A 26,660-nucleotide genomic window follows, 5' to 3' on the forward strand; every position below is an offset into this window, starting at 1 on the left:
CCGTCGGTGTCATGCGCTGGGGCGGCGCGCGGCCATGAGGTCGGAGCCGGGGGCCTGCACGAGGTGCAGGCCCCCGGCGTGGAGTTCTTCGGCGAGCTGCTCGGGTGGGGCGGGCCACATGTCGAACGTCTCCCGCGCCTCGCGCAGCAGTTCCCCCTCCCGTTCGACGCGGTAGGTGAAGACCATGCGCAGGATGCCGCGGAAGGGCCGGCGGGTGACCTCGGCGCTGTACAGGTCAAGGCCCACCCGCACCGGCCCCAGCCGGCCCACCCCCTCGCACCTGGCGGGCAGATCGGCGGGCGGAGGATCGAACAGGAGCAGGCCGCCCGGCAGGAGGGCTGCCGAGACCGCCCGCCAGGTGGAGCGCCTCGTGGCGGGGTCCAGGCAGCCGATCACATTGGAGGCGACCGCCAGATCCGCCACCGCGGACAGGCCCGCCGCCGCGACGGCTTCGGGGTGCACGGTGACGCGAGCGCGCTGGTCCGCGCCCAGGTGGGCCAGGCGCGACAGCAGGGCGGCGCGCATGGCCGGGGCCGGCTCCACGGCGTGGACGGGCACGCTGGACGTCCGCAGCAGGACGTCGGTGACGATTCCCGTGCCCGCGCCGACGTCCAGGATCGCGTGCCGGGCGCGGGCGGCGGCCTCGGTGAAGCGGCGCTCGGCCAGCCGGCGGTCGGTCTCGGCCTGAAGGAGGTCGAAGAACTCCGCGGTGACCGCGTAGTCGCCGGTGCCGCACACGCCCGGGCTACCGGCCTCGACCCGTGAAGCGGGCCGGGTCCGCGAGCGCGCTGCCATCGAGGCCGGCCAGGAGGTCTGCGACGTCCCGGTGGACTTCGAGGGCACCGGCCGAGCGCAGGGCGCGCTCGCCGAAGCCCCCCGAGAGCACCGCCACGCACACCACCTTCGCCTGGCCCGCGGCCTGCACGTCCCAGGGGGTGTCGCCGACGAACAGCGCCTCCTCCGGTTCGGCTCCGGACTTGGCGAGGGCGGCGTGGACCAGGTCGGGCGCGGGTTTGCTGGCCTCCACGTCGTCGGCGCTGGTGGCGTGGTCGATCGCGTCGTCCGCGTCCAGTGCGCGGCGCATCACCTCCAGGTCCCGCCGGGAGGCGGAGGAGGCGAGGGTGATCGTCCAGCCGCGCCCCTTCAGCGCCCGCAGCAGCTCTGCCGCGCCGTCGAAGGCCCGCAACGAGGGCCAGAAGCGGGCGAACAGCGCCTGGTGCGCCGCACTGATCGCCTCGTCCTCGCCCCGGTCGCGGTCCTCGCCCAGCAGATGGTCCAGGAGCTGGTCACCGCCCATCCCGATCGCCCCGTGGATACGGGCCATCGCCGGGGTGTGACCGAACTGCGCGAGCGCCTCGCTCCACGCGATGGTGTGCCGGTAACTGGTGTCGAGCAACGTGCCGTCGACATCGAACAGCGCTGCGGCCGACATCGAACACCTCCTTCGCTTCCGCCCCGGACCGGCCGGCCCGTCCTTCGACGCTACGTCCCACCGATCGGTGCCGCACGGCACCCGCCCCGTTTACCGCGCCGCTTCGGGGAAACCCGCAGCAGCATGGAAGCTGTGGAACCTGTGGAACCCGCACGCCGAACCGTCGTGATCACCGGGGCCAGCGCGGGCATCGGACGCGCCTGCGCGGTCGCGTTCGCCGCCCGCGGGGACCGGCTCGCGCTGATCGCCCGCGGCCGGGCAGGCCTGGACGGCGCGGTACGCGAAGCCGAGGAGGCAGGTGCCGAAAGGGTCATCGCCATCGAGGCGGACGTCGCCGACGCCCGCGCGGTGGAGGCCGCCGCCGAACGGGCCGAGGCCGAGCTCGGGCCGATCGACGTGTGGGTCAACGATGCGTTCGCCTCCGTCTTCGCGCCCTTCACCGAGATCGACACCGAGGAGTTCCGGCGCGTCACCGAGGTCACCTACCTCGGCTACGTGTACGCCACCCGCGCCGCCCTGGCGCGGATGCTGCCGCGCGACCGCGGGGCGATCGTGCAGGTCGGCTCGGCCATCGCCTACCGGGGCATCCCGCTGCAGAGCGCCTACAGCGGAGCCAAGCACGCCATCCAGGGCTTCAACGAGGCCCTGCGGTGCGAACTCCTCGCCTCCGGCACCCGGGTGCGCACCACGATGGTGCAGATGCCGGCCGTGAACACCCCGCAGTTCGACTGGGTCCGTTCCCGGCTGCCCAACCGGGCCCAGCCGGTGCCGCCGATCTACCAGAGCGAGGTCGCCGCCCGCGCCGTCCTGTTCGCGGCCGACCACCCCGGGCGGCGCGAGTACTGGGTCGGCGGCAGCACGGTGGCCACCCTGGTGGCGAACGCGATCGTGCCGGGGCTGCTGGACCGCTACCTGGCCAGAACGGGGTTCGGCTCCCAGCAGGAAGACCGCAGCCGGCGGGCCGCGGACCCGGACAACCTGTTCGAACCGGTCGACGCGAAGCGCGACTTCGGCACGCACGGCCGGTTCGACGACCGGGCCCGCGGGCGCAGCCGGCAGCAGCAGGCGGCGCACGCCCTCGGCGGCCTCGCCGACGCGGTGCGGCACGCAGCCACACGGGTGCAAGCGGGTTTGCCCGCCGCCGGCAACGGGTTCCTCTCACGGATGCGGGGAGCACGCGCCCCGCAGCGATCGGACAGGAGTTTCTGACCATGCCTCGCGGATCGAGCCCCAAACGGGAGCGGCAGTACGAGCACATCAAGGACAGCGCGCTGGAGCGCGGCGAGAGCGAGAAGCGCGCCGAGGAGATCGCCGCCCGCACGGTGAACAAGGAACGCGCGCGACACGGCGAGTCGAAGACCGCCAGCCGCAGCTCGTTGAACGACATGTCCTCCTCCCGCCGGGGCGGGCTGCGCTCGCACAGCGGTGCGCAGGGCCCCACGAAGGAGCAGTTGTACAACGAGGCCAAGCAACGCAACATCCACGGCCGCTCGAAGATGAACAAGAAGCAGCTCGAACACGCCCTGGGCCGTTAGGAGTCGGTGACCGTGGATACCGTTCCCGTGCCGCCCGACCCCGACATCACCCCCACTCCCCCGCCCCAGCCCCCGCAGCCGCCGGGCCCGCCCCGACCCGTGGAGCCGCCTGGTCCGCCGGAGCCGGTCAAGCCTCCGGTGCCACCGGATCCGCCGCCGCCTCCCGGTTCGCCCGAGCCGCCGACCGAACCGCCGGGCTCGCCCGGCCCGGGCGAGCCCGCGGAGCCTGCCCCGCCGCAGCCCGGACAGCCCCGCCCGCCGGAGCCTCCCGACTGACCCGAAGCCGAGGCACGGCCGGCCCGTGGACGCGCCGGGTGCCGCCAGGCAGCCGGCCATGACCAACGCCCGAGGACGACAGGAGGTCCGGTGCTCGCCCGGCTGGTGGAGATCGTGGTGTGGGGTGCTGTGCTGACCGGACTGACGGTGGTCCTCATCAGCTCCGTGTCACCCGTCGAGATGGCGGTGGCCGGCGCCGCCGCCCTGGGCGGGGGACTCGCCGCACAGCAGATGCGCCGGGCCGCCGGCGTCCGCATCGCGGGCGGCCGGGGCGCGGTGCGGGCACTCGTCGTTCTGCCGGGCGCGGTCCTGCGGGGGCTCGCCGTACTGGTGGCGGACCTGGTCACCACACCGACTGCCGGAGTGCGGCGCGTGAGGCTGCGCCCCGCTGCGGCTGCCGCCTGGGCCGGCGCGCTGATCGCCGCGTCGCCGGACACCTGCGTGATCGACGTCCCGAACGACGACGAGGTCGTCGTGCACGCCCTGCGCCCCGGTGCGGGGCCGGTCGAGGAGGCCGTGGCCCGCCCGGAAGCGGCGCCGTGAACGCCTGGAGCGCGGCCGCGCTGGTCCTGCTGGGAGGCCCGGCACCGGTGTGCCTGTGGGTGGCGGCGCGCGGCACCGCGATTCGCCGCCTGCTCGGGGCGTCGCTGCTGTCGACGTCGGTCGGCGCGGTGTTCCTGCTGCTGCCGATGGCGTACGACCGTTCCTCCTACCAGGACCTCGCGCTGATGCTGGCCGTCCTGGCCCCCGCCGGCACCCTCGTCTTCACCCGCTTCGTCGCGGGCCACCGCCACCACACCCGCTCGCACGATTCCACGCCCGAGACCTGACAGGACCGCGCGCCGCTCGCCACGGGCGTGGGAGGGAGTCCGGATTGACGCCGCGCCATGTGATCGTGCTGGTACTGCTGTGGGCCGGGGTGGGGTGCGTGCTGCTGTCGGCGGCCGCGGTGCTACGGCTGCGCGGCACGCTGATGCGCCTGCACGCCCTGGCCCCCGCGTCCTGCGCCGGATTGCCGCTGATCGCCGCGGCCGTCGCCCTCGACCAGGGGCTCGGCCGGGGAGCCGCCAAGACGCTGTTCATCGGCCTGGTCTTCGCCGTCGGAGGGACGGTCACCACGATCGCCATCGGACGCGCCGCCCGCCAGGCCGGGGCCGACGACGGGAGCGGGGTGTGAACCAGTGGCTCATCGGCATCGCCGTCGCCTTCGTCGTCCTCGCCGCCACGGTCGCGGTCCTCACGCGCGACCCGGCCCGCCAGGCCGTCGTCCTGTCCGTACTGGGCCTGGGCCTGGCGGTACTGTTCACGGTCCTCCAGGCCCCCGACGTGGCCCTGTCCCAGCTGGCCGTGGGCACCGCGCTGACCCCGCTGCTGATCCTGCTGACCGTCCGCAAGGTCACCCGCCGTTCCGCCCGCACCGACGACCCGGGAGCCACCGGCGACGACGGGGAGCAGAAGTGACGGCCCGCGCCCGGTTGCTGGTGTTCCTGGCGGCCGCCGCCGTGATCGCCGCGTTCTTCACCGCCGCGTGCACCCAGCTCCCACCGTTCGGAACGGACAGCCACCCCTACGGGCAGCGGGCGGTGGCGGCGGCCCTCGACCGGCGCACCGCCAACGTCGTCTCCTCCGTCAACTTCGACGTCCGCGCCTTCGACACCCTCGGCGAGGAGTCCATCCTCTTCGGTACCGTCCTGGGTGCCACCCTGCTGCTGCGCCGGGCCCGCGACGAACGCCACCGCCGCGCCGAAGCCGAACGGGTCATGCCCACCACCCGCCTGTTCGGCAGCCTGCTGCTGCCCGTCACCCTGGTCGTGGGCGTGTACATCGTCGCGCACGGCCAGCTCAGCCCCGGCGGCGGCTTCCAGGGCGGCGTCGTCCTCGCCACCGCCCTGCATCTGGCCTACGTCGCCGCCGACTACCGCGCCTTGAAGAGGCTTCGCCCGCTGGCCGTCCTGGACGTCGCGGACTCGCTCGCCGCCGCGTCCTACAGCCTCGTCGGCCTGGCCGGGCTGATCGCCGGCGGCGCGTTCCTCAAGAACGTGCTGCCGCTGGGCAGCTTCAACACCATCACCTCCGGCGGCACCGTTCCGGTCCTGAACGCGGCCGTGGGCGTCGAGGTCGCCTGCGGCCTGATCGCCCTGCTCGCGCACTTCCTCGACCAGGCCGTCGAACTCGCCGACCCCGACCAGCACGAGATCGGAGACCGCTGATGGGGACGTGGGTCTTCCTGGCCGCCGGATGGGTCCTGCTCATCGCGCTGTACGGCCTGGTCACCAGCCGCAACCTCATCCACGCCATCGGCTGCCTGGCCGTCGCCCAGTCCTCCACCTACCTCCTGCTCCTCGCCGTCGGCTACCGCACGGGCGCCACCGCCCCCGTCTACTCCGACCTCACCCCCGGCACCCGCCCGGTCGTCGACCCCGTCGTCCAGGCCCTGGCTCTGACCGACGTCGTCGTCGGTGCCACCGTCACCGCACTGCTCCTCGCCCTGACCATCCAGCTGCGCAAACGCCACCACACCGTCGACCCCCAGGCCCTCACCGGCCTCAAGGGCTGATCGCATGACCGAAGCCGCCCTGCTGCCCCTCGCCGTGGCCGTCCCGCTGCTCGGCGCGGTCCTGCTCGCCGTCACCGGCCGCACCCTGCCCCGGACCGGCTGCGACGTCCTCGCCACCACCTGCGCCGGCGCCGAGGTCGCCTGCCTCGCCCTGCTGTGGACCCGCGCCGACGGGCAGGTGGCGACCGCGGATCTGGGCGGCTGGCCCGCCCGTCTGGGCATCGTGCTCGCCGCCGACCCCATCGGCGCGGGACTCGCGCTCCTCGTCGCGGTCCTGGTGCTGGCCGTCGTGGTCTACTCCTGGCGGTACTTCGAGGAACCCACCGGCCGACACGCCGGCGCCTTCCCCGCCCTGATCCTGCTGTTCGAAGCCGGCATGGCCGGCTTCGCGCTCACCGGCGACCTCTTCAACGCCTTCGTCTTCTTCGAACTCATGGGCGCCGCCGCCTACGCCCTGACCGGCTACCACATCGAAGACCCCCGTCCCCTGCACGGCGCCCTCACCTTCGGCATCGTCACCTCCTTCGCCGCCTACTGCTCCCTCCTCGGCATCGGCCTCCTCTACGCCCGCACCGGCGAACTCAACCTCGCCCGCCTGGGCCGGCAGCTGGCCGGCCACCACGCCGACACGCTCACCGTCGTCGCGTTCGTCCTGATCTGCGCCGCCCTCCTGGTCAAGGCCGCCGCCGTGCCCTTCCACTTCTGGTTGCCCGACGCCCACGCGGTGGCGCCCACGCCGGTGTGCATGCTGATGTCCGGCGCCATGGTCGAACTCGGCGTCTACGGCGTCGCCCGTATCTACTGGACCGTCTTCTCCGGCCCCGGCGGCATCCCCCAACCGGTCTTCCGCACCACCTTCACCACCCTCGGCGTGCTCACCGCCCTGGTCGGCGCATTGATGTGCTGGCAGCAGCGTCATCTCAAGCGCCTGCTCGCGTTCTCCACCGTCAGCCACGTCGGACTGTTCCTGATCGGCGTCGCCCTGCTCACCCCCGACGGCGCCACCGGCACGGCGGTGTACGTCGGCGCGCACGGCCTGGTGAAGGCCGCGCTGTTCGCGCTCACCGGCGTCCTGCTGGACCGCTACGGCTCCGTCGACGAACACGGCCTGCACGGCAGAGCACGGGAGCTGCGCGCCGTGGGTGTGCTGTTCATCGTGGGCGCCCTGGCGCTGGCCGGGCTGCCTCCGTTCGGCACCGGCCTCGGCAAGGCCCTGACCGAGGACGCCGCCGGGCACTGGCAGCCCTGGCTGCCCGCCGTGTTCGTCATCGCCTCCGCCGTCACCGGCGCCGCCGCCCTCCGGGCGGGCCTGCGGATCTTCTTCGGCACCGGCCCCGCTCCGCGCAGCCGGCCGGACCAGGACGAGACCACCGGCGAGGGCGAGGAGCCCGAGATCCGCACGCCGCAGCGCACCCTGCCGCCCATGATGGTGATCGTCCCGGCCGTCCTGATCGGCCTCGCCGCGCTCGTCGGCGCGCTGCCTGCCGTCGCCGCCTCGCTCGCCCGCGGCGCGGCCCTCTTCACCGACCCCGCCGCCTACGCCGCGGCCGTCCTCACCCAGCCCGGCGCGGCACCCGGCGCACCGCCGGCTGCCGACTGGACCACGGCCGGTGTGCTGCTCGGCCTGCTGTCCACCGGCCTCGCAGCCGCCCTGGCCACCGGCGCGGTCCGCCGGAGCACTCCCCTACTCGCTGCCCGGCATCCCGCTGCCCGGGCCGTGCGGGCGCTGCGCCGCCTGCACTCCGGGCACCTGGGCGACTACCTCGCCTGGCTCGCCCTCGGCGTCGGGGTGCTGTGCGCTGCGATCGCCGCCCAGATCTGAACCCTCCGTGCCGTCCGCCCGAGCGCGGTGTCGACGCTCGGCGCCGTCAACGTGGTGGCCAGGAGTCCGTGTTCGGTCGGCGCGGGCTGTCGAAGGAGCGCCCGACAGCGCCTTCGGGGGTGAAGAGGCACGTTGTTTCCGTGATCGCGAGCAGGCGCTCGACCCGATCGCTGGCCTCGGTGATCGCGAGGGTGCGGTTGATGCGGTGCGCGGTGTTACGCAGGGTCAGCAGGAGGTTGACGCTGGCGCTGTCACAGAACGTGACGGCGGAGAGATCCAGATCGAGACCGGTGGGGCTGGCCCGCAGCGCGCCTACGAGGCTCTCGCCGAGGAGGTCGGCGACGTCGAGGTCGATCTCTCCGGAAACCGTGGCTCTGGCTCGCCTCCCTTCGGTGGCGAACTCGACGAACAGGCCACCGCCGATCCGCAGGTCCGTACGCGGGCAGCCGGCGATCGGCGCGGGCGGTGGAGGAACCGGGGTGGCGGAGCACGCCACGGGCGGCTGACCGCTCATGGTCTCTTCTCCTACCTGGAGGCAAAAGGTGACACGTTCAGCGTCTGCCGAATTCCGTCTCACGTCAACAGATACGTGAACGGCATTTCGTCTATTGCAAACGCGGGCAATCAGCCCCCTACGGAAAGTGAGGCGCCGGCGAGCGCGAGGACGAACCGGCGGAGCAGGACCGCTGGCAGTGCGGCAAGCCCCCGGCCGCACGACCCGCGACCGGCCGCTCAGGTGTCGTTGGGCGCGGTGTACGGTCGGCAGCCGGCGGGCACATCCGGTCACCGCTCGCCGCCGGCCCCGGGTTGGACGGAGGCCGGCGGCGAGCGGGTTCCCCAGTGAGCTGTGCTCCGAGCACCGTGCCGTGGAGGCCGTACTGCGCCGCCTCGACAGCGCCGACGAGCCGTCGCCGCGGCCCCGGCCGCTCGGACCGGGGCCGCCGACAGGGCGTGGCCGCGACGGGGCCGTCAGCCAGGAGTGATCCGGCCGCGCCAGCCGCCCGCCTCCCGACCCTCGTGCTCGATGAAGTCCTTGAAGCGGTGCAGGTCCCCCTTGACCCTGCGGTCGACCATGCCCAGCATGTCGCCGGTCTTCTCGGCGACCCCCTCGGGCTCGAAGTCGATGGCCAGGTTGACCCGGGTGTGCCGGTCGTCGAGCCGCTGGAAGGTGACGACGCCCTTCTGGCTGACGTCGCCGTCCGTCGTCCTCCAGGCGATCCGTTCGTCGGGCAACTGATCGACGATCTCGGTGTCGAACTCGCGGGAGACGCCGCCGATGCTGGTCCGCCAGTGGTTGTGCCGGTCGTCCAGCTGGGTCACCGCCTCGACACCCTCCATGAAGCGCGGGAACTCCTCGAACAGGGTCCACTGGTTGTACGCGGTGTGCAGCGGCACCTCGACGTCGACCGTCTCCTTCACCATGCTCATGTGGGCCTCCCAACGGGTTCGGTGGTCGGGGCTGTCCCGGCCGCCCACGCGCCTGCCCGCTCGACGGCGCCCCAACCGCTCTCACGAAACCGCGTTCGGCTACGGCACGGCCGCACCGCGATCGACGCACCCGGGCCCGACGGTTCTAGGGCGTGTCTGACAATTCGCGTCGGATCAGCGCGCGGCGTCGGGGTGCGTGCATCGCAAGGCGGAGGAGGGAGTCCATGCGGTGGGGGCACCTCCCGGCCGGAGGCTGGGGGCCATCGGCGACCGACGACAACGCGGCGAGGCGCGTGCTCCGGCGTCGCGCGCCCGGCGGGAATTGTCAGACACGCCCTAAGGTCTGCGGAGGGCTTCGACGGCGGCGCGACCCGCCAGTGCGCCGGCGTAGACGGTGTAGCCCACGCCGATCAGCCAGGACTGGACGATCAGCACCGTGCCGACCGTCCCGTAGGAGACGGCGTTGGACACCAGCAGGGGCGCGAAGACCAGCCGGGAGAAGAGGCGGAGTCCGGCGAGTGCCACCATGGTCGCGACTGCTCCCGGCAGCAGGTCCCTGGTCGGGACGCGTCCGGCGAGCAGCAGGCGCTGGAGCCACCAGAACAGCAGGATGCCGCCGACGGTCGTCGCGGCGATGCGGATGGTGGGCTGCAGGGTCGAGTGGCGCCACGGCGTGCCGCTCAAGGCGGCGAGCACGATGTACCCGACCAGTGCGGCCAGGCCGAGGGCCTGGCGCCAGACCGTGTGCCAGGGACCGCGGTTGAGCTCCCAGATGCGTTCGTAGACTCCCTGGATCGCAGCCATGAGGGAGACCCCGAAGACGGCCAGCGCGGCCAGGCCGAAGCCCGTGGTGGTGCTGAGCACCTGGCCTCGGGAGACGAAGAGCCGGTGGACGGCTGCGGCGCCCTGGCCGCTCAGGCCGAGGCCGTCGGTGATCCACTCGGCGATCCCGGTGCCGCGCGAGGGGAAGGCCGCGGCGATGACGATGAGCAGCGGGACGAGGGTCACGAAGAACAGCGCGGCGAACGCCATCGACCGCTGGAGCAGTTCGATCGTGCGCCCCTGCTCCCATGCGCTGCGAGCAGCCACTCGCAGGACCCGCCACCAGGCACGAGTGGGCGGGGTGGGCCCGCTGCGGCGAGGCACGTCAAGCGCTCGGGGCGGCGGGCGACGGCGGGCGGTTCAGGGGCACTGGATCCTCGCTGTTCTCGGCGCCCGTTGGCACATCCCGTCAGGATGCCATCCGGCGGTGTGCATTCGGCGATCCGCCGTTCCGGGCTGCGCCCCGGGGGTGGCGGAAACGCGCTTCAGGTCTGGTCCTCCAACCGGATCGCCTCTTCCAGGGATTCGACCGCCTTCTCGGTGTGTCCGCTGCGCTGTTCGAGCAGAGCGGCGGCGATCGAGTCGAGTTTGCGCTGGATGGCGTGCTCGGCGCGCCGTTCGGAGTTCTTGAGCAGGGCGAGGAGCAGCAGCGTCACGGCGGTCATCAGATCGCCGACCAGCAGCTCCCAGCCGAGGGCGAGCCCGGCGGCGTGGACGGCGACGAAGGCGGCCACCAGGAGTAGGCACATGAGGAAGAACACGGGTGAGCTGGTGAAGTTCGAGGCGCGTTCGGCCACCCGCCCGAAGCGGTTGTGGCCGCCGCCCTCGCGCTCAGCGGGATGCCGAAAGGACATGGGTCCTGCCTACCTGTCATCGGGCCTGGGTGCCGGGTCGCGGCGGGTTCGGGTCGTCGTTCTCCTCCGGGTCCCCGCGCTTGGCACGGACGTCCGCCGGGGTCGGAGCCACGATGTCGCGCGTGCGCGCGGACCGCTCCCGCTCGTGCTCTCCGTCCCGGGCGGTGTCCTGGTCGGAGGTGTGCTTGTCGGGTGCGTTCACGATGGTGTCCTCTCGCCTGGTATCCGCTCCGGCCGGAGGGGACACCAGGCGGCTGCCCGGCTTCCCCGGTTCCACACCAGGCGCCCCCGGGTTCACCGTTCGTCGGCCTGTCACCGGGAGGAGGTGCCACGCACCCGGGAGCGGCGGCCACGGCGTTCCCCCCTGCGCCCCGCTGCCGGCCGGACCCGCTCACCCTGTTCCCCGTCGCGGGCACGGAGCGGCCCTGCGGACCCGGGCCGCAGGTGGTTCAGGAGACGGCCGGGCTGCGGCGCTCAAGCAGGATGACGTCGCGCCACCGGTCCCGGTGACGGCCAAGGCGTTCGCGGGTGCCGACGACCCGGAAACCGGCCTTGGTGTGCAGGGCGAGGCTGGCGGTGTTTTCCGGGAAGACGCCGGACTGCACGGTCCAGATCCCGGCGGCATCGGTGGAGTCCAGCAGCGCCCGCAGCAGAGCCAGGCCCACGCCCCGGCCCTGGGCGGCGGGGTGGACGTAGACGGAGTGCTCCACCACCCCCGCGTACGCGCACCGGTCCGAGACCGGCGCGACGGCAGCCCAGCCCAGCACCCGGCCGCCCCCGTCCAGGGCGACCAGGCGGTGCCGGGCGAGGCGGGAGGCGTCGAACGCCTCCCAGGTGGGGGCGGTGGTCTCGAAGGTGGCGTCGCCGCCGTCGATCCCGGCCTGGTAGATCGCCAGCACCTGGTCAGCGTGCTCGGGGAGCATCCCGGTGACGCTCACCCCGGTCGGGCTCACGCCGCGGCCTCGATACCGAGCTCGGCGAGCAGGACGCGGATGCGCCGCTCGATGGCGTCGCGGATCGGCCGGACTGCCTCCACACCCTGGCCGGCCGGGTCCTCCAGCTTCCAGTCCAGGTACCGCTTGCCGGGGAAGTAGGGGCAGGCGTCGCCGCAGCCCATGGTGATCACCACGTCCGACGCCTGGACGGCCTCGGTGGTGAGAACCTTCGGGGTCTCGGCGGAGATGTCGATGCCGACCTCGTGCAGGGCCTCGACCACGGCCGGGTTCACGGTGTCGGCCGGGGCGGAGCCGGCGGAGCGGACCCGTACCCGGTCCCGGCCGAGGTGGGTGAGGAAGGCGGCGGCCATCTGGGAGCGGCCGGCGTTGTGGACGCAGACGAACAGCACGGACGGGACGGCGGGGGTGCTCACGGGCGGGTTCTTCTCTCTCGTGCGGTGTGGGCTTGTCGTCGGGTCAGCGGCCGGAGGCGGCCGGGTGGTGCTCGCCGTGGGGCACGAGGACGTCGTCGGCGACCGCAGCGGCGGGCCTGCCGAACAGCACGGCGACCAGGCCGACGCCCACGGCCAGGCCGACCAGCTGGGCGGCGACGAACGCGGGGACGGAGGCGGGCGCGATGCCGGCGAAGGTGTCGGTGAAGGCCCGGCCGATCGTCACGGCGGGGTTGGCGAAGCTGGTGGAGGAGGTGAACCAGTACGCGGCGCCGATGTAGGAGGCGACGGCGACCGGTGCGAAATGAGCCGGCTCGGCGCGGGCCAGGCCGAAGACCAGCAGGATCAGGCCGGCGGTGGCGACGACCTCGCCCAGCCACAGGTGCGGGGCCGAGCGGTCGTGACCCGACCAGTGGACGAGCGGCTTCGCGAACATCGCGTCGGCGAGGACGGCGCCGCCGATCGCTCCGGCGATCTGTGCGGGCACGTAGGCGGCGAGCTCGCGCGGGCTCAGGCCCTCGCGCTCCCTGCGGCCGGTCCACCAGGCGGCCAGGGTGACGGCCGGGTTGAAGTGGGCGCCGGAGACCGGGCCGAGCAGGGCGATCAGTACACCGAGGCCGAGGACGGTGGCAAGCGAGTTGGCCAGCAGCTGCACGCCGACGTCGTGGGACAGCTCGGTGGCCTGGACGCCGGAGCCGACCACGATCGCCACCAGGGCGGCGCTGCCGACCAGCTCGACGGCCGCCCGGCGGGCCAGGGGCATTCCGGTCATCTCGCCCCCACCGCCTCCACGGTGCCGACCGGGGCCTTCAGCAGGGACGACAGCCGGGCCAGGGCGGCGGGCAGCACCCAGTAGTAGACCCAGGTGCCGCGTCGCTCGGAGCCGACCAGGCCGGCCTCGCGCAGCACCTTCAGGTGGTGGGAGATGGTCGGCTGGGAGACGTCGAACGGGCCGGTCAGGTCGCAGACGCACGCCTCGCCGCCCTCATGTGAGGCGATCAGCGACAGCAGCCGCAGCCGCACCGGGTCCGACAGAGCCTTGAACGTCTTCGCCAGCTCGGCGGCGGCCTCTTCGCCCAGCGGCTCGCGGACCATCGGCGTGCAGCGCACAGCCTGATCGTCCTGGCCGAGCACCGGCAACTCCAGATTCGACATACGTCTATGTTGACAGCCATCTAATCTCCGCGGCAACCGCCCAAACCGCTCGGAACGCCGAGCCCTGACAGTCACCGCTCACGGCATTGCGACGGCTACCGGGTACGCCCGCGCGTTTGCCGACCTCGCCGCTCGGGCAGCAAGCGCGACCTGGCATCGAGTGGAGGCGGGTGCCCGGGCCGCCGGGCACCCGGCGGTGCCGGACACCTGGGGCGAGGACCTGCTGCTCATGCGGCCCCACCCGGACTCCCCGCCCCACCAGTCCTCCTGACCCAAGCCAACGTCGGATCAGGCGAAGCTGCCCAGAGCATCCTCTCCGGTCTCCCTGCCGTCCCTCGGGCCGCCGTCCTCGGGCGCGGAAGGGCGGTGACACCACCCGAGACGGGCGGTGTGGGGAGGAATCTGTGCGGCGGCCCCGGCTCCGGAGTGGCTGGGTTCAGGCCACGGTCGGGGTGTGGGTGTGCCAGGCGTGGTAGCCACCGAGGAGGTCGGAGACGTCGGTGCGGCCGTGGTGGCGCAGCAGGCTGGCGGCGATGGAGGAGCGGTGGCCGCTGGCGCAGTGGACGACCACGGGACGGTCGGTGGGGATCTCGTCCAGGCGGCCGGGGAGTTCGGCCAGGGCGACGTGCAGGGATCCGTCGATGAATCCCGATTCGCGCTCGCCGCAGGTGCGCACGTCCAGGATGGTGGGGGGCTGCTCGCCGGCGAGCGCGGTGCGGAGCTGGTCGGCCGTGAGGCGGCCGGCGGGGGTGAGGTCGTCGGCGAGGACAGGCAGGGCATTGCCGGGGTTGCGCAGGTAGCCGGCGATGTGGTCGAAGCCGATGCGGGCGAGGCGGAGGACGACCTCGCCCTCGCGGTCCTGCGGGGCGATGATCGCGATGGTGCTGTCGGGGGTGAGGACGGTGCCGGCCTGTTCGGCGAAGCGGCCGTCGATGGGGACGTTGATGGCGCCACGGATGTGTCCCGCGCCGAACTCCTGGGGGCTGCGGGAATCGAGGACGACGGCACCTGCGGCACGGGCCTCCTTGAAGCCTTCCGGGCACAGGGGACGGGCTGCGTTCGCGGGGTCGAGCAGTGGGTGGTCCTGCCGGTTGAGGGTGGCGTCGTGGCCGAAGTAGGCAGGGGCGACGGACTGGCCGGCGGTGACGATGCGGACGAAGGCGTCCTGATCCATGGGCCGGCAGGCGTAGTTGGTCAGGCGCTGGGTCCCGATGGTGGACCGCTTCTCGGTGGAGAGGTTCTTCCCGCAGGCTGACCCGGCGCCGTGGGCGGGGAAGACCAGGGTCTCGTCGGGCAGGCTCATCAGCTTGCGGTGGACGCTGTGGTACAGCATCGCGCCGAGCTCCTCGGCGGTGACCCCGGCCGAGGCGAGCAGGTCGGGCCGGCCGACATCACCGATGAACAGGGCGTCGCCGGTGAGCACGCCGTACGGAACGGCGTCGTCGGGCTGTTCGAAGACCAGGATGCTGATCGACTCCGGGGTGTGGCCGGGGGTCTCCATGATCTGCAGGGCGACGTCGCCCAGTTCGATCCGCTCGCCGTCGGTGAGGTGGCGGATGGGGTACTCGGTCTCGGCACGGCGGCCGTAGCCGATCCAGGCGCCGGTGCGGGCGGCCAGTTCGAGGTGGCCGGCCAGGAAGTCGGCGTGGAAGTGGGTGTTGATGACGCCGACGACGGTCAGGCCGCGTGCCGTGGCGTCGGCGAGGTACTCGTCGACGTCCCGGCGGGGGTCGACGATCACGGCCTGGCCGGTGGTCTCGTCGGCGATCAGGTAGGAAGCCTGGGAGAGGCAGTCGAGGTAGTACTGGCTGAAGATCACTGGGGTTGTCTCCTCGTCGGGGGCTGAGGGGTCGGCTCCACACCCAAGCGTACCCCCGGGGGTATTTTTCCGGCGGAGTCGCGGCAGGCGTGGAAGTAGATGTGCCCAGCATGCGGCCGCCGAGGCCGATACGGGGCGGGGTATCTCCGATCCATTTCGATAATACCCCCGGGGGTACTATGGTGGACCGCGGAGGGGGAACCGGCCACACCGCCGGACCCGGCACCGCCCGGACACCGGCGGCGCCGACGAGAGCCCCGCGCCACCGCCCGCGCCGCCGATCGCGCCAGCCGGATCGGCGGCCCGCCCGCGGCACCCCCCGACCCGCCGGACCACCACGGCCCGGCCCCACCACTGGAGAAACCCATGCCCCAGCCGCCGTCCGCCCCCGGACCGGGCTCCCCCGGTCAGATCACCTCCAGCCAGATCACGCCCAGTCAGATCACACCCGGCCAGATCACCCCCGTCCTGGCCCGCGAGCGGGCCCGCACCGGCGCCGCCGTGCTGCTCGACGTCCGCGAGGCCGCCGAGTTCGCCGCCGGGCACGCCCCCGGCGCCCTGCACCTGCCGCTGATCGGTCTGGCCGCCGGAGTCGGGCTGCCGCCCGAGGCCGCCGGCCGTACGGTGTTCGCGCTCTGCCGCTCCGGCCACCGCTCCCAGCGCGCCGCCGGGCTGCTCGCCGCGCGCGGGGTGGAGGCGCTGAACGTCACCGGGGGCATGAACGCCTGGGCCCGGGCCGGGCTGTCGGTCACCCCGCCCGACGGCAGCACCGGACACGTCATATGACGACGCTGCTGCTGGCACTCGCCGCGGGAGCGGTGGTCGGACTGGCCCTCGGCGGGCTCGGCGGCGGCGGCAGCATGCTCGCCGTACCCGCCCTGGTCTACCTGCTCGGTTTCTCCCCCGCGCTGGCCACCACCGCGAGCCTGATGATCGTCGCCGCGACCTCGCTGACCGGCCTGCTCGCCCACGCCCGGGCCGGACGGGTGCGCTGGCGCACCGGCGCGCTGTTCGCCGCCGCCGGACTGCCCGCCGCGGCCGCCGCCGGAGCGCTCTCGGCCCACCTGCCGGGCGCGCTGCTGACCGGCGCCTTCGCGGTGCTGGCCGCCCTTGCCGCCTGGCGGATGCTGGCGCCGCCCAAGGCCGGGCAGCAGGAACGATCCGCCGCCGGACCGGGCCGCTCCAGCGCGGCGGGCGCCGGACTCGGCGCCGTCACCGGACTGCTCGGCGTCGGCGGCGGCTTCCTCGCCGTCCCCGCCCTGGTCTCGGTGCTCGCCTTCACCATGGCCGAGGCGGTCGGCACCAGCCTGCTGGTCATCACCGCCAACTCCCTCGCCGCCCTGCTGCCCCGCCTCGGCGCCGCCGGCGCCATCGACTGGGCCGTGGCCGCACCCTTCACCGGCGCCGCGATCCTCGGCGCCTGGGACGGCAAACGGCTCGCCGACAAGCTCAGCGGACGCGCCCTGCAGCGGGCCTTCGCGATCGCCCTGCTCGGCGTCGCCATCCTGATGCTGGTCACCACCCTGAGCTGACCGGCCCCCAGCCCCCGGCCACGCCCACCCGGCCGCGCCGGCCCCACCCCGAGAGGACCTCCCCCATGAGCACGCCCACCACTCCGAACACACCCACCGCGCCCACCACGCCGCTGACCGTCGAGCAGCTCAAGCCCCGCCTCGGACAGCTCACCCTCATCGACGTCCGCTCCCCCGGCGAGTACGCCGGCGCCCACATCCCGGGCGCCCTGAACATCCCGCTCGACCAGCTCGACCGCGCCCTGCCCGCGCTGCGCACCGCCGCCGGGAAGACCGAACTCGCCGTGGTCTGCGCCGCCGGGCAGCGCGCCCGGACCGCCTGCAGGCAGCTCGCCGACGCCGGGATCACCGCCCTCGTCGTCACCGGCGGCACCGACGCCTGGACGGGCGCGGGCCACCCCGTCGACCAGGTGGCCGGAGCCCGCCCGATGTGGGCGATGGACCGCCAGGTCCGGCTCGCGGCCGGCGCGTTGGTCCTGCTCGGCCTGCTCGCCGACCGGGCCCGGCCGGGCGCCCGCTGGCTGTCGGCCGGGGTCGGCGGCGGGCTGGTCGTCTCCGCGCTGACCAACAGCTGCGCGATGGGCGCGATGCTGGGCAGGCTCCCGTACAACCGCCCCCGCCCGGGCACGCCGACCCTGGACGACGCCCTCGCTGCCCTCGCCCGCTGACCGGCCCGGACGGCACGGGGGTGCGTGCATCGGGTGCGTGCATCGCCGGGCGGAGGCGGGTACCCCTCCCAGTCGAAGGGCGGGCAACTGCCCTCCGGTGGCGGGGAGTTCGACGGCGACCCTGGCCTCCCGGCTCCACCGCCACCCCCGCCCCCGGGCGGTGCCGCGCCTGGTCGGCGAAGAACCGCCGGGCGTCGACGGCCGTCTCCGGCGGGTGGACGGCCCGGCGCGCCGCGCGCCGGGCCGTCCAGCAGCTGGGCCAGACCGAGCGCGCGGCGGGCCGGTGCCCTCGGCCGTGTCGGGCGGGCGCGGGTCACGGCCCAGGGGTCACGGCTTGGCGGTCACGGCTTGGTGGTCACGGCTTGGTGGTCACGGCTTGGTGGTCACCGTCTCCGCCGGGGGCACCTGCCCCTCCTCCGGTGCGGCCGTCCGTCACCACCGGCTCCGGCAGGCCGCGGAACAGCGCCCAGCTGAGCAGCGGCATCGCCACCAGCGGCACCAGCGCCGTCCGCAGCGAGGTCGCGTCCGCCAGCCCGCCGATCAGCGGGCTGGCCAGGCCGCCGACGCTCACCGTCAGCCCGAGGGTGATCCCACTCGCCGTGCCGATCCGCGACGGCAGGTAGTCCTGCCCGAGCGTGACCTGCAGCGAGAACGGCACGTACAGGCCCGCCGAGGTCAGCGCCACGCACCCGTACAGCCCCGGGCCGGGCACCACCAGCACCCCGGCCACCGCCACCGTCGCGACCAGGTACGACCAGCGCGCCACCGCGACCCGCCCCCACCGCTCGGCCAGCGCCCCGCCCAGCAGCGAGCCCACCGCGCCGCCCGCGTACAGCACCACCAGCGCCGCCGTACCCGCCGCCGGGCCACCGCCGAGGCGCTGGGCGGCGTACAGCGACAGGAAGGTGCTCAGCCCGGTGAAGACGATCGAGCGGCACACCACGGCCAGCGACAGCTTGACGAAGGAGGCCCGGTCGTCCCGCCCCGGCCGGCTCGCCGTGCCCGCCCCGACGGCCCGCTGCCGGGCCAGTTCGCGCAGCACCGGCAGGCACAGCGCCGCCCCCGCCAGGGCCGGCAGCACCAGCAGCGGGGTCAGCCGCAGCCCGCCGAGGCCGACCACGGCGGCGACCAGCAGCGGGGCCGCCGCAAAGCCCAGATTGCCGCCCAGCGAGAACCAGGCCATCCCCCGGTGCCCGCCGCCGCCCGAGTCGGCCACCGCTCGGGCCACCCGGGCCGACTCCGGGTGGTACGCCGCCACCCCGACGCCCGACAGCGCGACCCAGACGAGCGTCAGCCTGTACGAGCCGCCCGGCCCGCTGAGCGCGATGCCCGCGCCACCCAGCAGCGTGCTCACCGGCAACAGCCAGGGCAGTGGCCACCGGTCGGTCAGCGCCCCGAACAGCGGCTGCGCCACCGAGGACAGCAGCGAGGCGGCCAGCACCACGCCCGAGACGGCCGCGTAGCCGTAGCCGCGCTCGGCTACCAGGAAGGGCACCAGGGCCGCCACCGCGCCCTGGTAGACGTCCACGCACGAGTGCCCGACGGACAGCAGGGCGATCGAGGTGTTCTGCGACAGTCGTTTCGTCGTTCCGGAGGTACGACCCGTTTGCGTGCTCACCCGGACATGCTCGAACCGGTGCCCCCTGTCGGACTTCCGATAATCTGCCAAACAATGTCGAGAATCCGCCACGACCCCGTCGCCCCGACCCGGGCCCAACTCCTCGCCCACGGCACCGGGATCGACGCCCACCGCCACGACGACCACCAGATCGCCTACGCCGCCCGGGGCGTGGTCGCCATCACCACCGACGCCGGCTCCTGGGTCGCCCCCGGCAACCGCGCGCTCTGGATCCCGGCCGGCACCGTGCACGCCCACCAGGCGCACGGCGAACTCGAACTCCACCTCGTCGGCCTGCCCGCCACCGAGAACCCGCTCGGCCTCGACCGGCCCACCGTGCTCGCCGTCGGCCCGCTGCTGCGCGAACTGATCCTCGCCTACACCCGCGCCCCGGACCGGGACGGCCCAGAACGCTCCCGGCTGCGCGCCGTCCTGCTGGACCAGCTGCGCGCCTCGCCCCAGCAGCCGCTGCACGTACCCACGCCCACCACCCCGCTGCTCCAGGCCCTGTGCGCCCTGCTGTACGCCGACCCCGCCGACCGCCGGACCCTCGCCGAACTCGGCCGGGCCGTCGGCGCCAGCGACCGGACCCTCTCCCGGCTCTTCCGCGCCGACCTCGGCATGACCTTCCCCCAGTGGCGCACCCAGCTGCGGCTGCACCGCGCCCTGGTGCTGCTCGCCGATGGGCAGCCGGTCACCGCCGTCGCCCACCGCTGCGGCTGGTCCTCCGCCAGCGCCTTCATCGACGTCTTCCGCCGCACCTTCGGCCACACCCCGGGTCACGTCCCTGGCCACACCGCCGGCCATGTGCCCGGTCATGCCCCCGGTCACACCCCCGGTGACGCCCCCGAGCGCCGCCCGGCGCGCTGACGGCCCCGGTTGTCGGCGCCGAGTGGCAGGCTGGGGGCATGTGCGGCCGCTTCGTCTCCACCACCACGCCCCAGGACCTCGTCTCGCTGCTCGGAGAGCTCCGGTGGGACCCTGCCGAGACCTTCGCCCCGAGCTGGAACGTCGCCCCGACCGACCCGGTCCCGGCCGTCCTGGAGCGCGTGGACCGGGAGACCGGCGAACTGCTGCGCCGATTCCGCCCGCTGCGCTGGGGCCTCGTCCCCTCCTGGTCCAAGGACCCGTCCGGCGGCGCCCGGATGATCAACGCCCGCTCGGAGACCGTCGACACCAAGCCCGCCTTCCGCAAGGCCTTCACCGCCCGGCGCTGCGTCATCCCCGCCGACGGCTACTACGAGTGGCGCGAAGTCCCCGCCGAGGGTAACCGCAAGAAGTACAAGCAGCCCTACTTCCTCAGCACCGGCGGCGTGATGCTGATGGCCGGCCTGTACGAGTTCTGGCGCGACCGCACCCGCGCCGACGACGACCCGCTCGCCTGGCTCGCCACCGCCACCGTCATCACCACCGACGCCACCGACTCGGCCGGCCGCGTCCACGACCGGATGCCGCTCACCATCGCCCCCGACGACGTGCCCGCCTGGCTCTCCCCCGCCCACACCGACCCGGCCGAACTCCACCACCTGCTGCGCCGCCCCGCCGACGGCGCCCTACGGGTCCGCGCCGTCCCACCGACCGTCAACAGCGTGCGCAACAACGGGCCCGAGCTGCTCGCCACCGCCCCGGACCCGCTGGGGCTCGCCGACTGACGCTCTGCGAGGATTCCGCTGACAGTGCGTCCGACCGGCACTACGGTAGGCGGGCAGAGCAGGTCACGGGGGCGGGGGCGGCGCAGTGTTGATGTCCATGACGGCACACGTCCGCCCCGAGAGCGGCATACCCGACCCGGAGCCCTACGAGCAGCGCCGCCGCCCCGGCTCGCCCTCAGCCGCCGGCGGCGACCCGCACGCCGCCGTCCTCCCGCCCGAGGCCGCCCGCGCCGCGCAGACCGTCGACGCCACCACCCCGGCGCCCAACCTGCCGCCCCGCGCCGCCGGCCGACTCGTCGGCCGGGACGCCGAGTTGCGCGCCGTCGCCGAGGCCCTGGCACACGAGGACGGCGGCGGACTCGTCACCCAGGCCACCACCCTGCACGGCCTCGGCGGCGTCGGAAAGACCAGCCTCGCCCTGCACCACGCCTACGCCCGGGCCGACCACTACCGGCTGATCTGGTGGCTCACCGCCGAGTCCGCCGAGCAGCTGGCCGAGGCCTTCGCCGGGCTCGCCGTCCACCTCCACCCCACCTGGGCCCTCACCGCCCCGCCCGGCCAGCAGGTCGAGTGGGCCATCGCCTGGCTGCGCGCCCACGACCGCTGGCTGCTGGTCTACGACAACGCCGAGGACCCGGCCCACCTCACCCCCTACGTCGGCCGACTCCTCGGCTGCGGCCACCAATTGGTCACCAGTCGGCGTGCCGGCGGCTGGCACCCGGGCATCCGCCCGGTGCGCATCGACGTCCTCGACGCCCCCGAGGCCGCCCGGCTGCTCTGCGGGGCGGCCTACGGCGGCTCGGCGGTCGAGCCGGCCGAACAGGACCAGGCCCGCGCCCTCGCCGACGAACTCGGCCACCTGCCGATCGCCCTCGCCCAGGCCGGCGCCTACGTTCAGCAGACCGGCACCGGCTTCGCCGCCTACCGCGAACTGCTGCACGCCACCGGACCGGTGGGACCCGGCGCCGAGTCCACCGTCGCCCGGCTCTGGCGGACCACCCTGCGCACCGTCCAGCACACCGCGCCCTTCGCCGTCGAACTGCTGCGCACCCTCGCCTGGTACGCCCCCGAGGCCCTGCCGCGCGAACTGCTCACCCCCTTCGGGTCCCGCCGGCCGGAGGAGGTGGACCGGGCACTACGGCTGCTCGCCGACTACCACCTGATCACCCTCGGCGACACCGTCACCGTGCACCGGCTGCTCCAGGCGGTGCTGCGCAGCTCCGACTTCCGCGGACGCGCCGAACAGCACCTGGCCGGGGCCGCGGCCCGGCTCTGGCCGGACGCCCGGCCCGAGCTGCGGCGGGCGCTGCTGCCGCACGTCCGGGAGCTGGCCGACAGCGGACCGTCCCAGGAACCGACCGCCGAAACCATCGCGCTGTACGGACTGGCCGCGGGCGAACTCACCGACCGGGCCCAGCGGGTGTACGCCGTCCGGCTGGTGGAGGCGATGGCGGACGGGCAGCGCCGGCTCCTCGGCGAGGACCATCCGGACACCCTCACCACCCTCGGGCGGCTCGGCCGGCTGCAGGCCAAGACCGGCGACCCGGCACGGGCCGTGGAACTGTGCCAGGACGTGGTCGCCCAGCGGACCAGGATCCAGGGCGCCGACCACCCGGCCACCCTCGCCGACCGCCACACCCTCGCCCAGAGCTACCGCCGGGCCGGCCAACACGCCCTGTCCGTCGAGGAGTTCCGAGGCGTCGTCGCCGACCGGGCGCGAGTACTGGGGCCGGACCACCCCGACACGATGCACAGCCGGGCGAGCCTGGCCTACGCCCTGCAAGTGGCGGGGCAGCACCGGGAGTCGGTGGCCGAGTACGAGCGACTGGTGGCCGACGCCGAGCGGGTGCTCGGCCCCGACCACCCGGACGTGGTAACCCGCCGCAGCGGCCTCGCCTTCGCCCAACTCGCCGCCGGGCAGCAGCGATTGGCGATCGGCCGGTACGAGCAGGTGGTGGCCGACCGAGCCCGCATCCTGGGCGCCGACCACCCCGACACCCTGAACGCCCGCAGCTGGCTCGCCACCGCCCACTCCGACGCCGGCGACCACCTCGCCGCCATCGCCGCCTTCGAGGCCCTCGTCACGGACCGCACCCGGGTCCAGGGCCCGGACCACCCGCAGACCCTCTACGCGCGCCAGCGCCTGGCCTCCCTCCACCGCAAGTCCGGCCGAGCCGCCCTCGCCGTCACCGAGTTCGACGAACTCGTCCCCGACTACACCCGGGTGCTCGGCCCCGACCACCCGCACACCCTCAACGCCCGCAGCGGCCTGGCCCGCGCCCACCGGGAGGCGGGCACGCCCGTCGTCGCGGTCGAGCAGCACCGGGCGCTGGTCCGTGACCGCACCCGCGTCCAGGGGGCGGGCCACCCCGACACCCTGGAGGAGCGCAGCTTCCTCGGGTTCGCGCTGCGCATCGCCGGCCTGCCGGCCCTCGAAGTCGAGGAGCTGGAGCGCCTGGTGGCCGACCGGGTCCGGATCCAGGGCCCCGACCACCCCGACACCCTGGAGGAGCGCTCCGGCCTCGCCCGCGCCCTGCACGCCGCCGGCCGCCCGCGCGAGGCGCTCGCCGTACGGGAGCAGCTGGCCGCCGACCGGCTGCGCATCCACGGCCCCGAGCACTTCGAGACCTTCGACGCCCGGCTGCGGCTGGTCCGCTCCATCGACGAGACGGGCGAGCACCGGCGCGCGGCGGAGCTGTGCGACCGGCTGGTGGCCGACCGGCGGCGGGTCCTGGGACCGGACCATCCGGACGTCCTCACCACCCGGTGGTGGCAGGCCTCGATCCACTCCAACGCCTGCGACTACCGCGAGGCCCTGACGCTCTTCGAGGCGCTGCTCGCCGACCGCACCCGCATCCAGGGCCCCGACCACCCGGCGGTGCTCAACACCCGGTGGTGGCTGGCGACGACCCACCGCAACCTCGGGCGGCACCGCGAAGCGCTGGCGCGCTACGAGGCGCTGCTCGCGGACCGTACTCGGATCCAGGGGCCGGACCATCCGGACGTCCTGAACACCCGTTTCTGGCTGGGCCACAGCCACCAGGCGCTCGGCGACCACCGCCGTGCCCTGGCACTGTTCGAGGACTTGGCGGCCGACCATGTCCGGGTATACGGGCCCGAGCATCCCGAGACCCTCGACGCCCGGGTCAGCATCGCGTCGGCCTGCCTGAGCACCGGTCAGCACCATCGCGCGATCGAGCTGTTCGAGACTCTGCTGCGCGATCGGATCCGAGTTCAGGGCGCCGACCACCCCGATGCCCTGACCGCCCACCAATGGTTGGCCACCGCGCACGGAAGCGCCGGCCAACACCGGCGGTCGACCGACCTGCTCGAATCACTCGTCGCAGACCGTACCCGCGTCCAGGGCGCCGACCACTCCGATACGCTCATCACCCGGTTCGCGCACGCGCTTTCCCTCCGGAACGTCGAAGATCACCAGCAAGCGGTATCCCTGTTCGAAGTACTCGCTCACGACTACGCTCGGGCACTCGGCCCCGACCATCCCGGCACCCTCAACGTCCGTGTCTGGCTCGCATCCACCTGCCAGATCTCCGGTGACCACCGCCGGACCGCGACGTTGTTCGAAGAACTCGTCGCCGATCACACCCGGGTGTTCGGGCCGGACCACCCGAGCACGCTCGAATGCCGTCGTGAGCGCGCCTCGGCTTGGCGGGCCGCCGACGAGCACGCCCGTGCCCTCACCGAGTTCGCCTCCCTGGTGGCCGATCACACCCGCGTCAACGGGCCGGACGACCGGCAAACCCTGGAGATCCGCGAGGAGTTGGCGCAATCACACTCCCGGGCGGGCGACCATCGTCGTGCCGTGGAGTCGTTCCTGAACCTGGTCACCGACCGTGCGAGAGCCCAGGGCCCCGACCACCTGGACACGCTCACCACTCGCTGGTGGCACGCCTACGCCCACGACGAGGCCGGGGATCACAGCCTCGCGGCCGAACTCTTCGGCACCCTGGCCTCCGACAGCGCGCGGATACTCGGCGCCGACCATCCCGACACCCTGCTCGCCCGACAGTCCCAGGTCTCGTCCTGCCGGGCAGCCGGTGACCTACGACGGGCTCTACTCCTTTGCGAGACCCTGGTCGACGACCGTGCCGCGATACAGGGCCCGGACCACCCACAGACCCTCCACGCCCGCATGATCCTCGCCTGGGTCCACCGCACCTCCGGCGATCACCCGCTCGGCATCCGGCTCAACGAGGCCCTCGTGCGCGACCGGACCCGGGTGCAGGGCCCCGACCATCCGAACGTGCTCAACGCCCGGAGCATCCTCGCCACCGATCGCGCGTTCGCGGGCCTGCACCTTCGAGCCGTTGACGACCGTGAGCAACTGGCAGTGGATCATGCCCGCGTCCACGGACCGGAGCACCCCGAAAGCCTCCTCGTACGGTCCCTGTCGGCCCAGGAGATCCGCACCACCGGCGAACTCGACCGCGCCACCGACCTCTTCACGGAGCTGATCACCGTCCGGACCGCGAGCCAGGGTCCGAACCACCCGAACACTCTCGAGGAGCGATCCGAGCTCGCCTACACCCGCCGCCTCGCCGGACGTCACCGCCAGGAGGCCGCCGAACGCCAGGCACTCGTCGCCGACCACGAACGCGTCCACGGCCCCGATCACCCCGCCACGCTGGCCGCCCGGGACCGCCTGGCCCACGCCCTGCGCCACGGATGGCAGCACGACCGCGCCGACGCGCTCTACCGAGCCGTCCTGGCCGACCGCCGCCGGGTTCTGCGCGCCGACCACCCGGACGCCCTCGACGTCCACGACAGCATCGCCCGGAACCTCTTGGCGGCCGGCCGCCGCACCGAGTCCGCCGCCCGCTACCGCGACGCCCTCGCCGTCGCCCGCACGGTGCACGGGCCCGAACACTCCGTCGTACGGGAACTCCGGCGCGACCTCGCCACGGCCCTGGTCCTCGACGGCCGACCCGACACCGCCGTCGCCGAACTGTCCCCGCTGGCGGAGGACTGGACCAGGCTCACCGGCCCCGGCCTGCCCGAGCTGGTCCAGGCCGGCTGCGTCCTCGCCTTCGCCCACCACCGGAACGGACAGCCCGAGGCTGCCCTCCGCCTGGCCGGCGACCTGATCGCCGTCGCCACCGAGGCCCTCGGCGGTCCGGACGACGCGACGATCACCGCCCGGCTGACCCAGGCGCTCCTGCTCGCCGACGGCGCCCGCCCGCTGCGGGCCGTCGTCCGGCTGGAGGAACTCGCCGAGGCCTGCGCCGAGAGCCGGGGCCCGCGCAGCGCCCTGACCCTGGAGGTCCGCCAGGCCCTGGCCCACGCCCGGCTGCGGGCCGGAGACGCCGACGGGGCTCTCCGGCTCCACGAGCGGATCATCGCCGACCGGATCCCGGTGGGCGACGCCTCCCCGGTCTCCGTTCTGCTCGCCGGCCACGCGGACGCGGACGACGTCGCCGTCAGCGTCGGCGCCGCACGCCCCGGACCACTCCCGGTGTTCCCCTCCCTGGCCGTCGGCCTGGCGCATGCCCTCGCCGCGGACGGGCGCCGCGACACCGCCCGTGAGCTGCTGGCGGCGGTTTGCACCGGGCGTGAGGCCCTGATGGACCCCGGCCATCCGCTGGCGGCCGAGGCCCGTGCTGCGCTGGATCGGCTCGACCCCGTGGAGCCGGCGCCGGCCCCCACCCGCGCCGAGCTCAGTCGGCCCGCCCCCGCCGCCCTGCTCCCCCGCCGCTCGCGCGGCTCCATGCACCGCGTCGCCGAGCCGCCGAGCCCCCGCCCCGCCTGGCGCCCCCGGCTCTCCCTCACCGAGGAACCCGCCGTGGGCGCCACCACCCACCTGGAGCTGCGCCTGGAGTCCGCCGACGGCGCCGCCGACCCGGCCGCCCTGCCGGAGCTGCGCCTGGTCGCCGCCGTCTCCCCCGACGCGCGGCTCGACCCGCCGGTGGCCGACCACAGCCCGGCCGGCGGGCCCGCCCGGTTCGCGCTCACCCCGGCCGCACCCGGCCCCCACACCGTCCGGATCACCGTCTTCGACCGGGGCCACGGCGCCGTCCTCCAGGACCTCGCCGCCGTCGTGGACGTCCCAGCCGATCCGCGAGTTCAGGAGCAGGAGTAGATCGAC

Annotated in this window: 28 protein-coding genes; 15 read left to right on the plus strand and 13 right to left on the minus strand. The window is 74.2% G+C overall.

The annotated features are described in order from the left end of the window. Positions 1-9 precede the first annotated feature (9 nt). Both ACZ47G_RS09910 and ACZ47G_RS09915 read right to left on the minus strand, forming a co-directional pair. Positions 10-738, minus strand: coding sequence for a class I SAM-dependent methyltransferase (locus tag ACZ47G_RS09910; protein WP_465740926.1), 729 nt, complete (start codon positions 736-738; stop codon positions 10-12). 7 nt (positions 739-745) lie between these two features. Beyond that, positions 746-1,432, minus strand: coding sequence for an HAD family hydrolase (locus tag ACZ47G_RS09915; protein WP_465740927.1), 687 nt, complete (start codon positions 1,430-1,432; stop codon positions 746-748). 132 nt (positions 1,433-1,564) lie between these two features. Here ACZ47G_RS09915 and ACZ47G_RS09920 point away from each other — a divergent pair, with 132 nt between their 5' ends. From ACZ47G_RS09920 to ACZ47G_RS09960, 9 genes are all read left to right on the plus strand, one after another. Then, positions 1,565-2,641, plus strand: a complete 1,077-nt coding sequence (locus tag ACZ47G_RS09920) for an SDR family oxidoreductase (protein ID WP_465740928.1) — start codon at positions 1,565-1,567, stop codon at positions 2,639-2,641. A gap of 2 nt (positions 2,642-2,643) precedes the next feature. Beyond that, complete coding sequence (locus tag ACZ47G_RS09925) at positions 2,644-2,967, plus strand: plasmid stabilization protein (protein ID WP_465740929.1); 324 nt, start codon at positions 2,644-2,646, stop codon at positions 2,965-2,967. A gap of 366 nt (positions 2,968-3,333) precedes the next feature. Beyond that, a complete protein-coding gene (locus tag ACZ47G_RS09930) occupies positions 3,334-3,786 on the plus strand; it encodes a hypothetical protein (protein WP_465740930.1) in 453 nt (150 codons plus the stop codon). Continuing rightward, positions 3,783-4,073 (plus strand): monovalent cation/H+ antiporter complex subunit F, encoded by a 291-nt coding sequence (locus tag ACZ47G_RS09935; protein ID WP_465740931.1) that lies wholly within the window; start codon positions 3,783-3,785, stop codon positions 4,071-4,073. The genes ACZ47G_RS09930 and ACZ47G_RS09935 overlap by 4 nt, the downstream gene beginning before the upstream one ends. A 44-nt stretch (positions 4,074-4,117) precedes the next feature. Further along, entirely contained in the window at positions 4,118-4,420 is a 303-nt protein-coding gene (locus tag ACZ47G_RS09940; RefSeq protein ID WP_465740932.1) for a cation:proton antiporter, read from the plus strand. Beyond that, a complete protein-coding gene (locus tag ACZ47G_RS09945; RefSeq protein WP_465740933.1) occupies positions 4,417-4,704 on the plus strand; it encodes a Na(+)/H(+) antiporter subunit B in 288 nt (95 codons plus the stop codon). The genes ACZ47G_RS09940 and ACZ47G_RS09945 overlap by 4 nt, the downstream gene beginning before the upstream one ends. After that, on the plus strand, positions 4,701-5,453 hold the full coding sequence (locus ACZ47G_RS09950) for an MnhB domain-containing protein (protein WP_465740934.1): 753 nt from the start codon (positions 4,701-4,703) through the stop codon (positions 5,451-5,453). Before ACZ47G_RS09945 ends, ACZ47G_RS09950 begins: the two co-directional genes overlap by 4 nt. Beyond that, the gene (locus ACZ47G_RS09955) at positions 5,453-5,800 is read left to right on the plus strand and encodes a sodium:proton antiporter (protein ID WP_380451972.1); all 348 of its coding nucleotides are present in this window, start codon (positions 5,453-5,455) and stop codon (positions 5,798-5,800) included. Before ACZ47G_RS09950 ends, ACZ47G_RS09955 begins: the two co-directional genes overlap by 1 nt. 4 nt (positions 5,801-5,804) lie before the next feature. Then, complete coding sequence (locus ACZ47G_RS09960; RefSeq protein WP_465740935.1) at positions 5,805-7,622, plus strand: complex I subunit 5 family protein; 1,818 nt, start codon at positions 5,805-5,807, stop codon at positions 7,620-7,622. Between the two features lie 46 nt (positions 7,623-7,668). Here ACZ47G_RS09960 and ACZ47G_RS09965 read toward each other — a convergent pair whose 3' ends face one another. The 10 genes from ACZ47G_RS09965 to ACZ47G_RS10010 form a co-directional block, all read right to left on the minus strand. Next, positions 7,669-8,136 carry an STAS domain-containing protein gene (locus ACZ47G_RS09965; protein ID WP_465740936.1) on the minus strand — a complete coding sequence of 156 codons (468 nt, stop codon included), beginning with the start codon at positions 8,134-8,136 and terminating at the stop codon, positions 7,669-7,671. Between the two features lie 455 nt (positions 8,137-8,591). Further along, the gene (locus ACZ47G_RS09970; protein ID WP_465740937.1) at positions 8,592-9,050 is read right to left on the minus strand and encodes an SRPBCC family protein; all 459 of its coding nucleotides are present in this window, start codon (positions 9,048-9,050) and stop codon (positions 8,592-8,594) included. A 336-nt stretch (positions 9,051-9,386) separates the two neighbouring features. Further along, positions 9,387-10,139 carry a YhjD/YihY/BrkB family envelope integrity protein gene (locus tag ACZ47G_RS09975; RefSeq protein ID WP_465740938.1) on the minus strand — a complete coding sequence of 251 codons (753 nt, stop codon included), beginning with the start codon at positions 10,137-10,139 and terminating at the stop codon, positions 9,387-9,389. Positions 10,140-10,357: 218 nt separating this feature from the next. After that, entirely contained in the window at positions 10,358-10,726 is a 369-nt protein-coding gene (locus ACZ47G_RS09980) for a low affinity iron permease family protein (protein WP_465740939.1), read from the minus strand. 16 nt (positions 10,727-10,742) lie between these two features. Further along, on the minus strand, positions 10,743-10,928 hold the full coding sequence (locus ACZ47G_RS09985) for a hypothetical protein (protein WP_465740940.1): 186 nt from the start codon (positions 10,926-10,928) through the stop codon (positions 10,743-10,745). Between the two features lie 247 nt (positions 10,929-11,175). Continuing rightward, positions 11,176-11,649, minus strand: a complete 474-nt coding sequence (locus ACZ47G_RS09990) for a GNAT family N-acetyltransferase (RefSeq protein ID WP_465741452.1) — start codon at positions 11,647-11,649, stop codon at positions 11,176-11,178. Between the two features lie 26 nt (positions 11,650-11,675). Further along, a complete protein-coding gene (locus ACZ47G_RS09995) occupies positions 11,676-12,095 on the minus strand; it encodes an arsenate reductase ArsC (RefSeq protein ID WP_465740941.1) in 420 nt (139 codons plus the stop codon). Between the two features lie 43 nt (positions 12,096-12,138). Then, positions 12,139-12,885 carry an aquaporin gene (locus tag ACZ47G_RS10000; RefSeq protein WP_465740942.1) on the minus strand — a complete coding sequence of 249 codons (747 nt, stop codon included), beginning with the start codon at positions 12,883-12,885 and terminating at the stop codon, positions 12,139-12,141. Further along, complete coding sequence (locus ACZ47G_RS10005) at positions 12,882-13,268, minus strand: ArsR/SmtB family transcription factor (protein ID WP_465740943.1); 387 nt, start codon at positions 13,266-13,268, stop codon at positions 12,882-12,884. The genes ACZ47G_RS10000 and ACZ47G_RS10005 overlap by 4 nt, the downstream gene beginning before the upstream one ends. 436 nt (positions 13,269-13,704) lie before the next feature. Next, entirely contained in the window at positions 13,705-15,087 is a 1,383-nt protein-coding gene (locus tag ACZ47G_RS10010; protein WP_465740944.1) for an MBL fold metallo-hydrolase, read from the minus strand. A 366-nt stretch (positions 15,088-15,453) separates the two neighbouring features. Here ACZ47G_RS10010 and ACZ47G_RS10015 point away from each other — a divergent pair, with 366 nt between their 5' ends. From ACZ47G_RS10015 to ACZ47G_RS10025, 3 genes are all read left to right on the plus strand, one after another. Beyond that, positions 15,454-15,873 carry a rhodanese-like domain-containing protein gene (locus ACZ47G_RS10015; RefSeq protein ID WP_465740945.1) on the plus strand — a complete coding sequence of 140 codons (420 nt, stop codon included), beginning with the start codon at positions 15,454-15,456 and terminating at the stop codon, positions 15,871-15,873. Beyond that, positions 15,870-16,619 carry a sulfite exporter TauE/SafE family protein gene (locus ACZ47G_RS10020; RefSeq protein WP_465740946.1) on the plus strand — a complete coding sequence of 250 codons (750 nt, stop codon included), beginning with the start codon at positions 15,870-15,872 and terminating at the stop codon, positions 16,617-16,619. Before ACZ47G_RS10015 ends, ACZ47G_RS10020 begins: the two co-directional genes overlap by 4 nt. A gap of 65 nt (positions 16,620-16,684) precedes the next feature. Further along, positions 16,685-17,287 (plus strand): rhodanese-like domain-containing protein, encoded by a 603-nt coding sequence (locus tag ACZ47G_RS10025; RefSeq protein ID WP_465740947.1) that lies wholly within the window; start codon positions 16,685-16,687, stop codon positions 17,285-17,287. Positions 17,288-17,642: 355 nt separating this feature from the next. On the opposite strand, the gene ACZ47G_RS10030 is transcribed toward ACZ47G_RS10025, so the two are convergent. Beyond that, positions 17,643-18,863: an MFS transporter gene (locus ACZ47G_RS10030; RefSeq protein ID WP_465741454.1), complete on the minus strand. Its 1,221-nt coding sequence runs from the start codon at positions 18,861-18,863 to the stop codon at positions 17,643-17,645. 96 nt (positions 18,864-18,959) lie between these two features. Between ACZ47G_RS10030 and ACZ47G_RS10035 the strand changes: the two genes are divergently transcribed. From ACZ47G_RS10035 to ACZ47G_RS10045, 3 genes are all read left to right on the plus strand, one after another. Further along, the gene (locus tag ACZ47G_RS10035) at positions 18,960-19,775 is read left to right on the plus strand and encodes an AraC family transcriptional regulator (RefSeq protein ID WP_465740948.1); all 816 of its coding nucleotides are present in this window, start codon (positions 18,960-18,962) and stop codon (positions 19,773-19,775) included. A gap of 38 nt (positions 19,776-19,813) precedes the next feature. Then, positions 19,814-20,557: an SOS response-associated peptidase gene (locus ACZ47G_RS10040; protein WP_465740949.1), complete on the plus strand. Its 744-nt coding sequence runs from the start codon at positions 19,814-19,816 to the stop codon at positions 20,555-20,557. Between the two features lie 97 nt (positions 20,558-20,654). Then, positions 20,655-26,654 carry a tetratricopeptide repeat protein gene (locus ACZ47G_RS10045; protein ID WP_465740950.1) on the plus strand — a complete coding sequence of 2,000 codons (6,000 nt, stop codon included), beginning with the start codon at positions 20,655-20,657 and terminating at the stop codon, positions 26,652-26,654. Positions 26,655-26,660 lie beyond the last annotated feature (6 nt).

The organism is Kitasatospora sp. NPDC030952 (genome assembly GCF_055571335.1).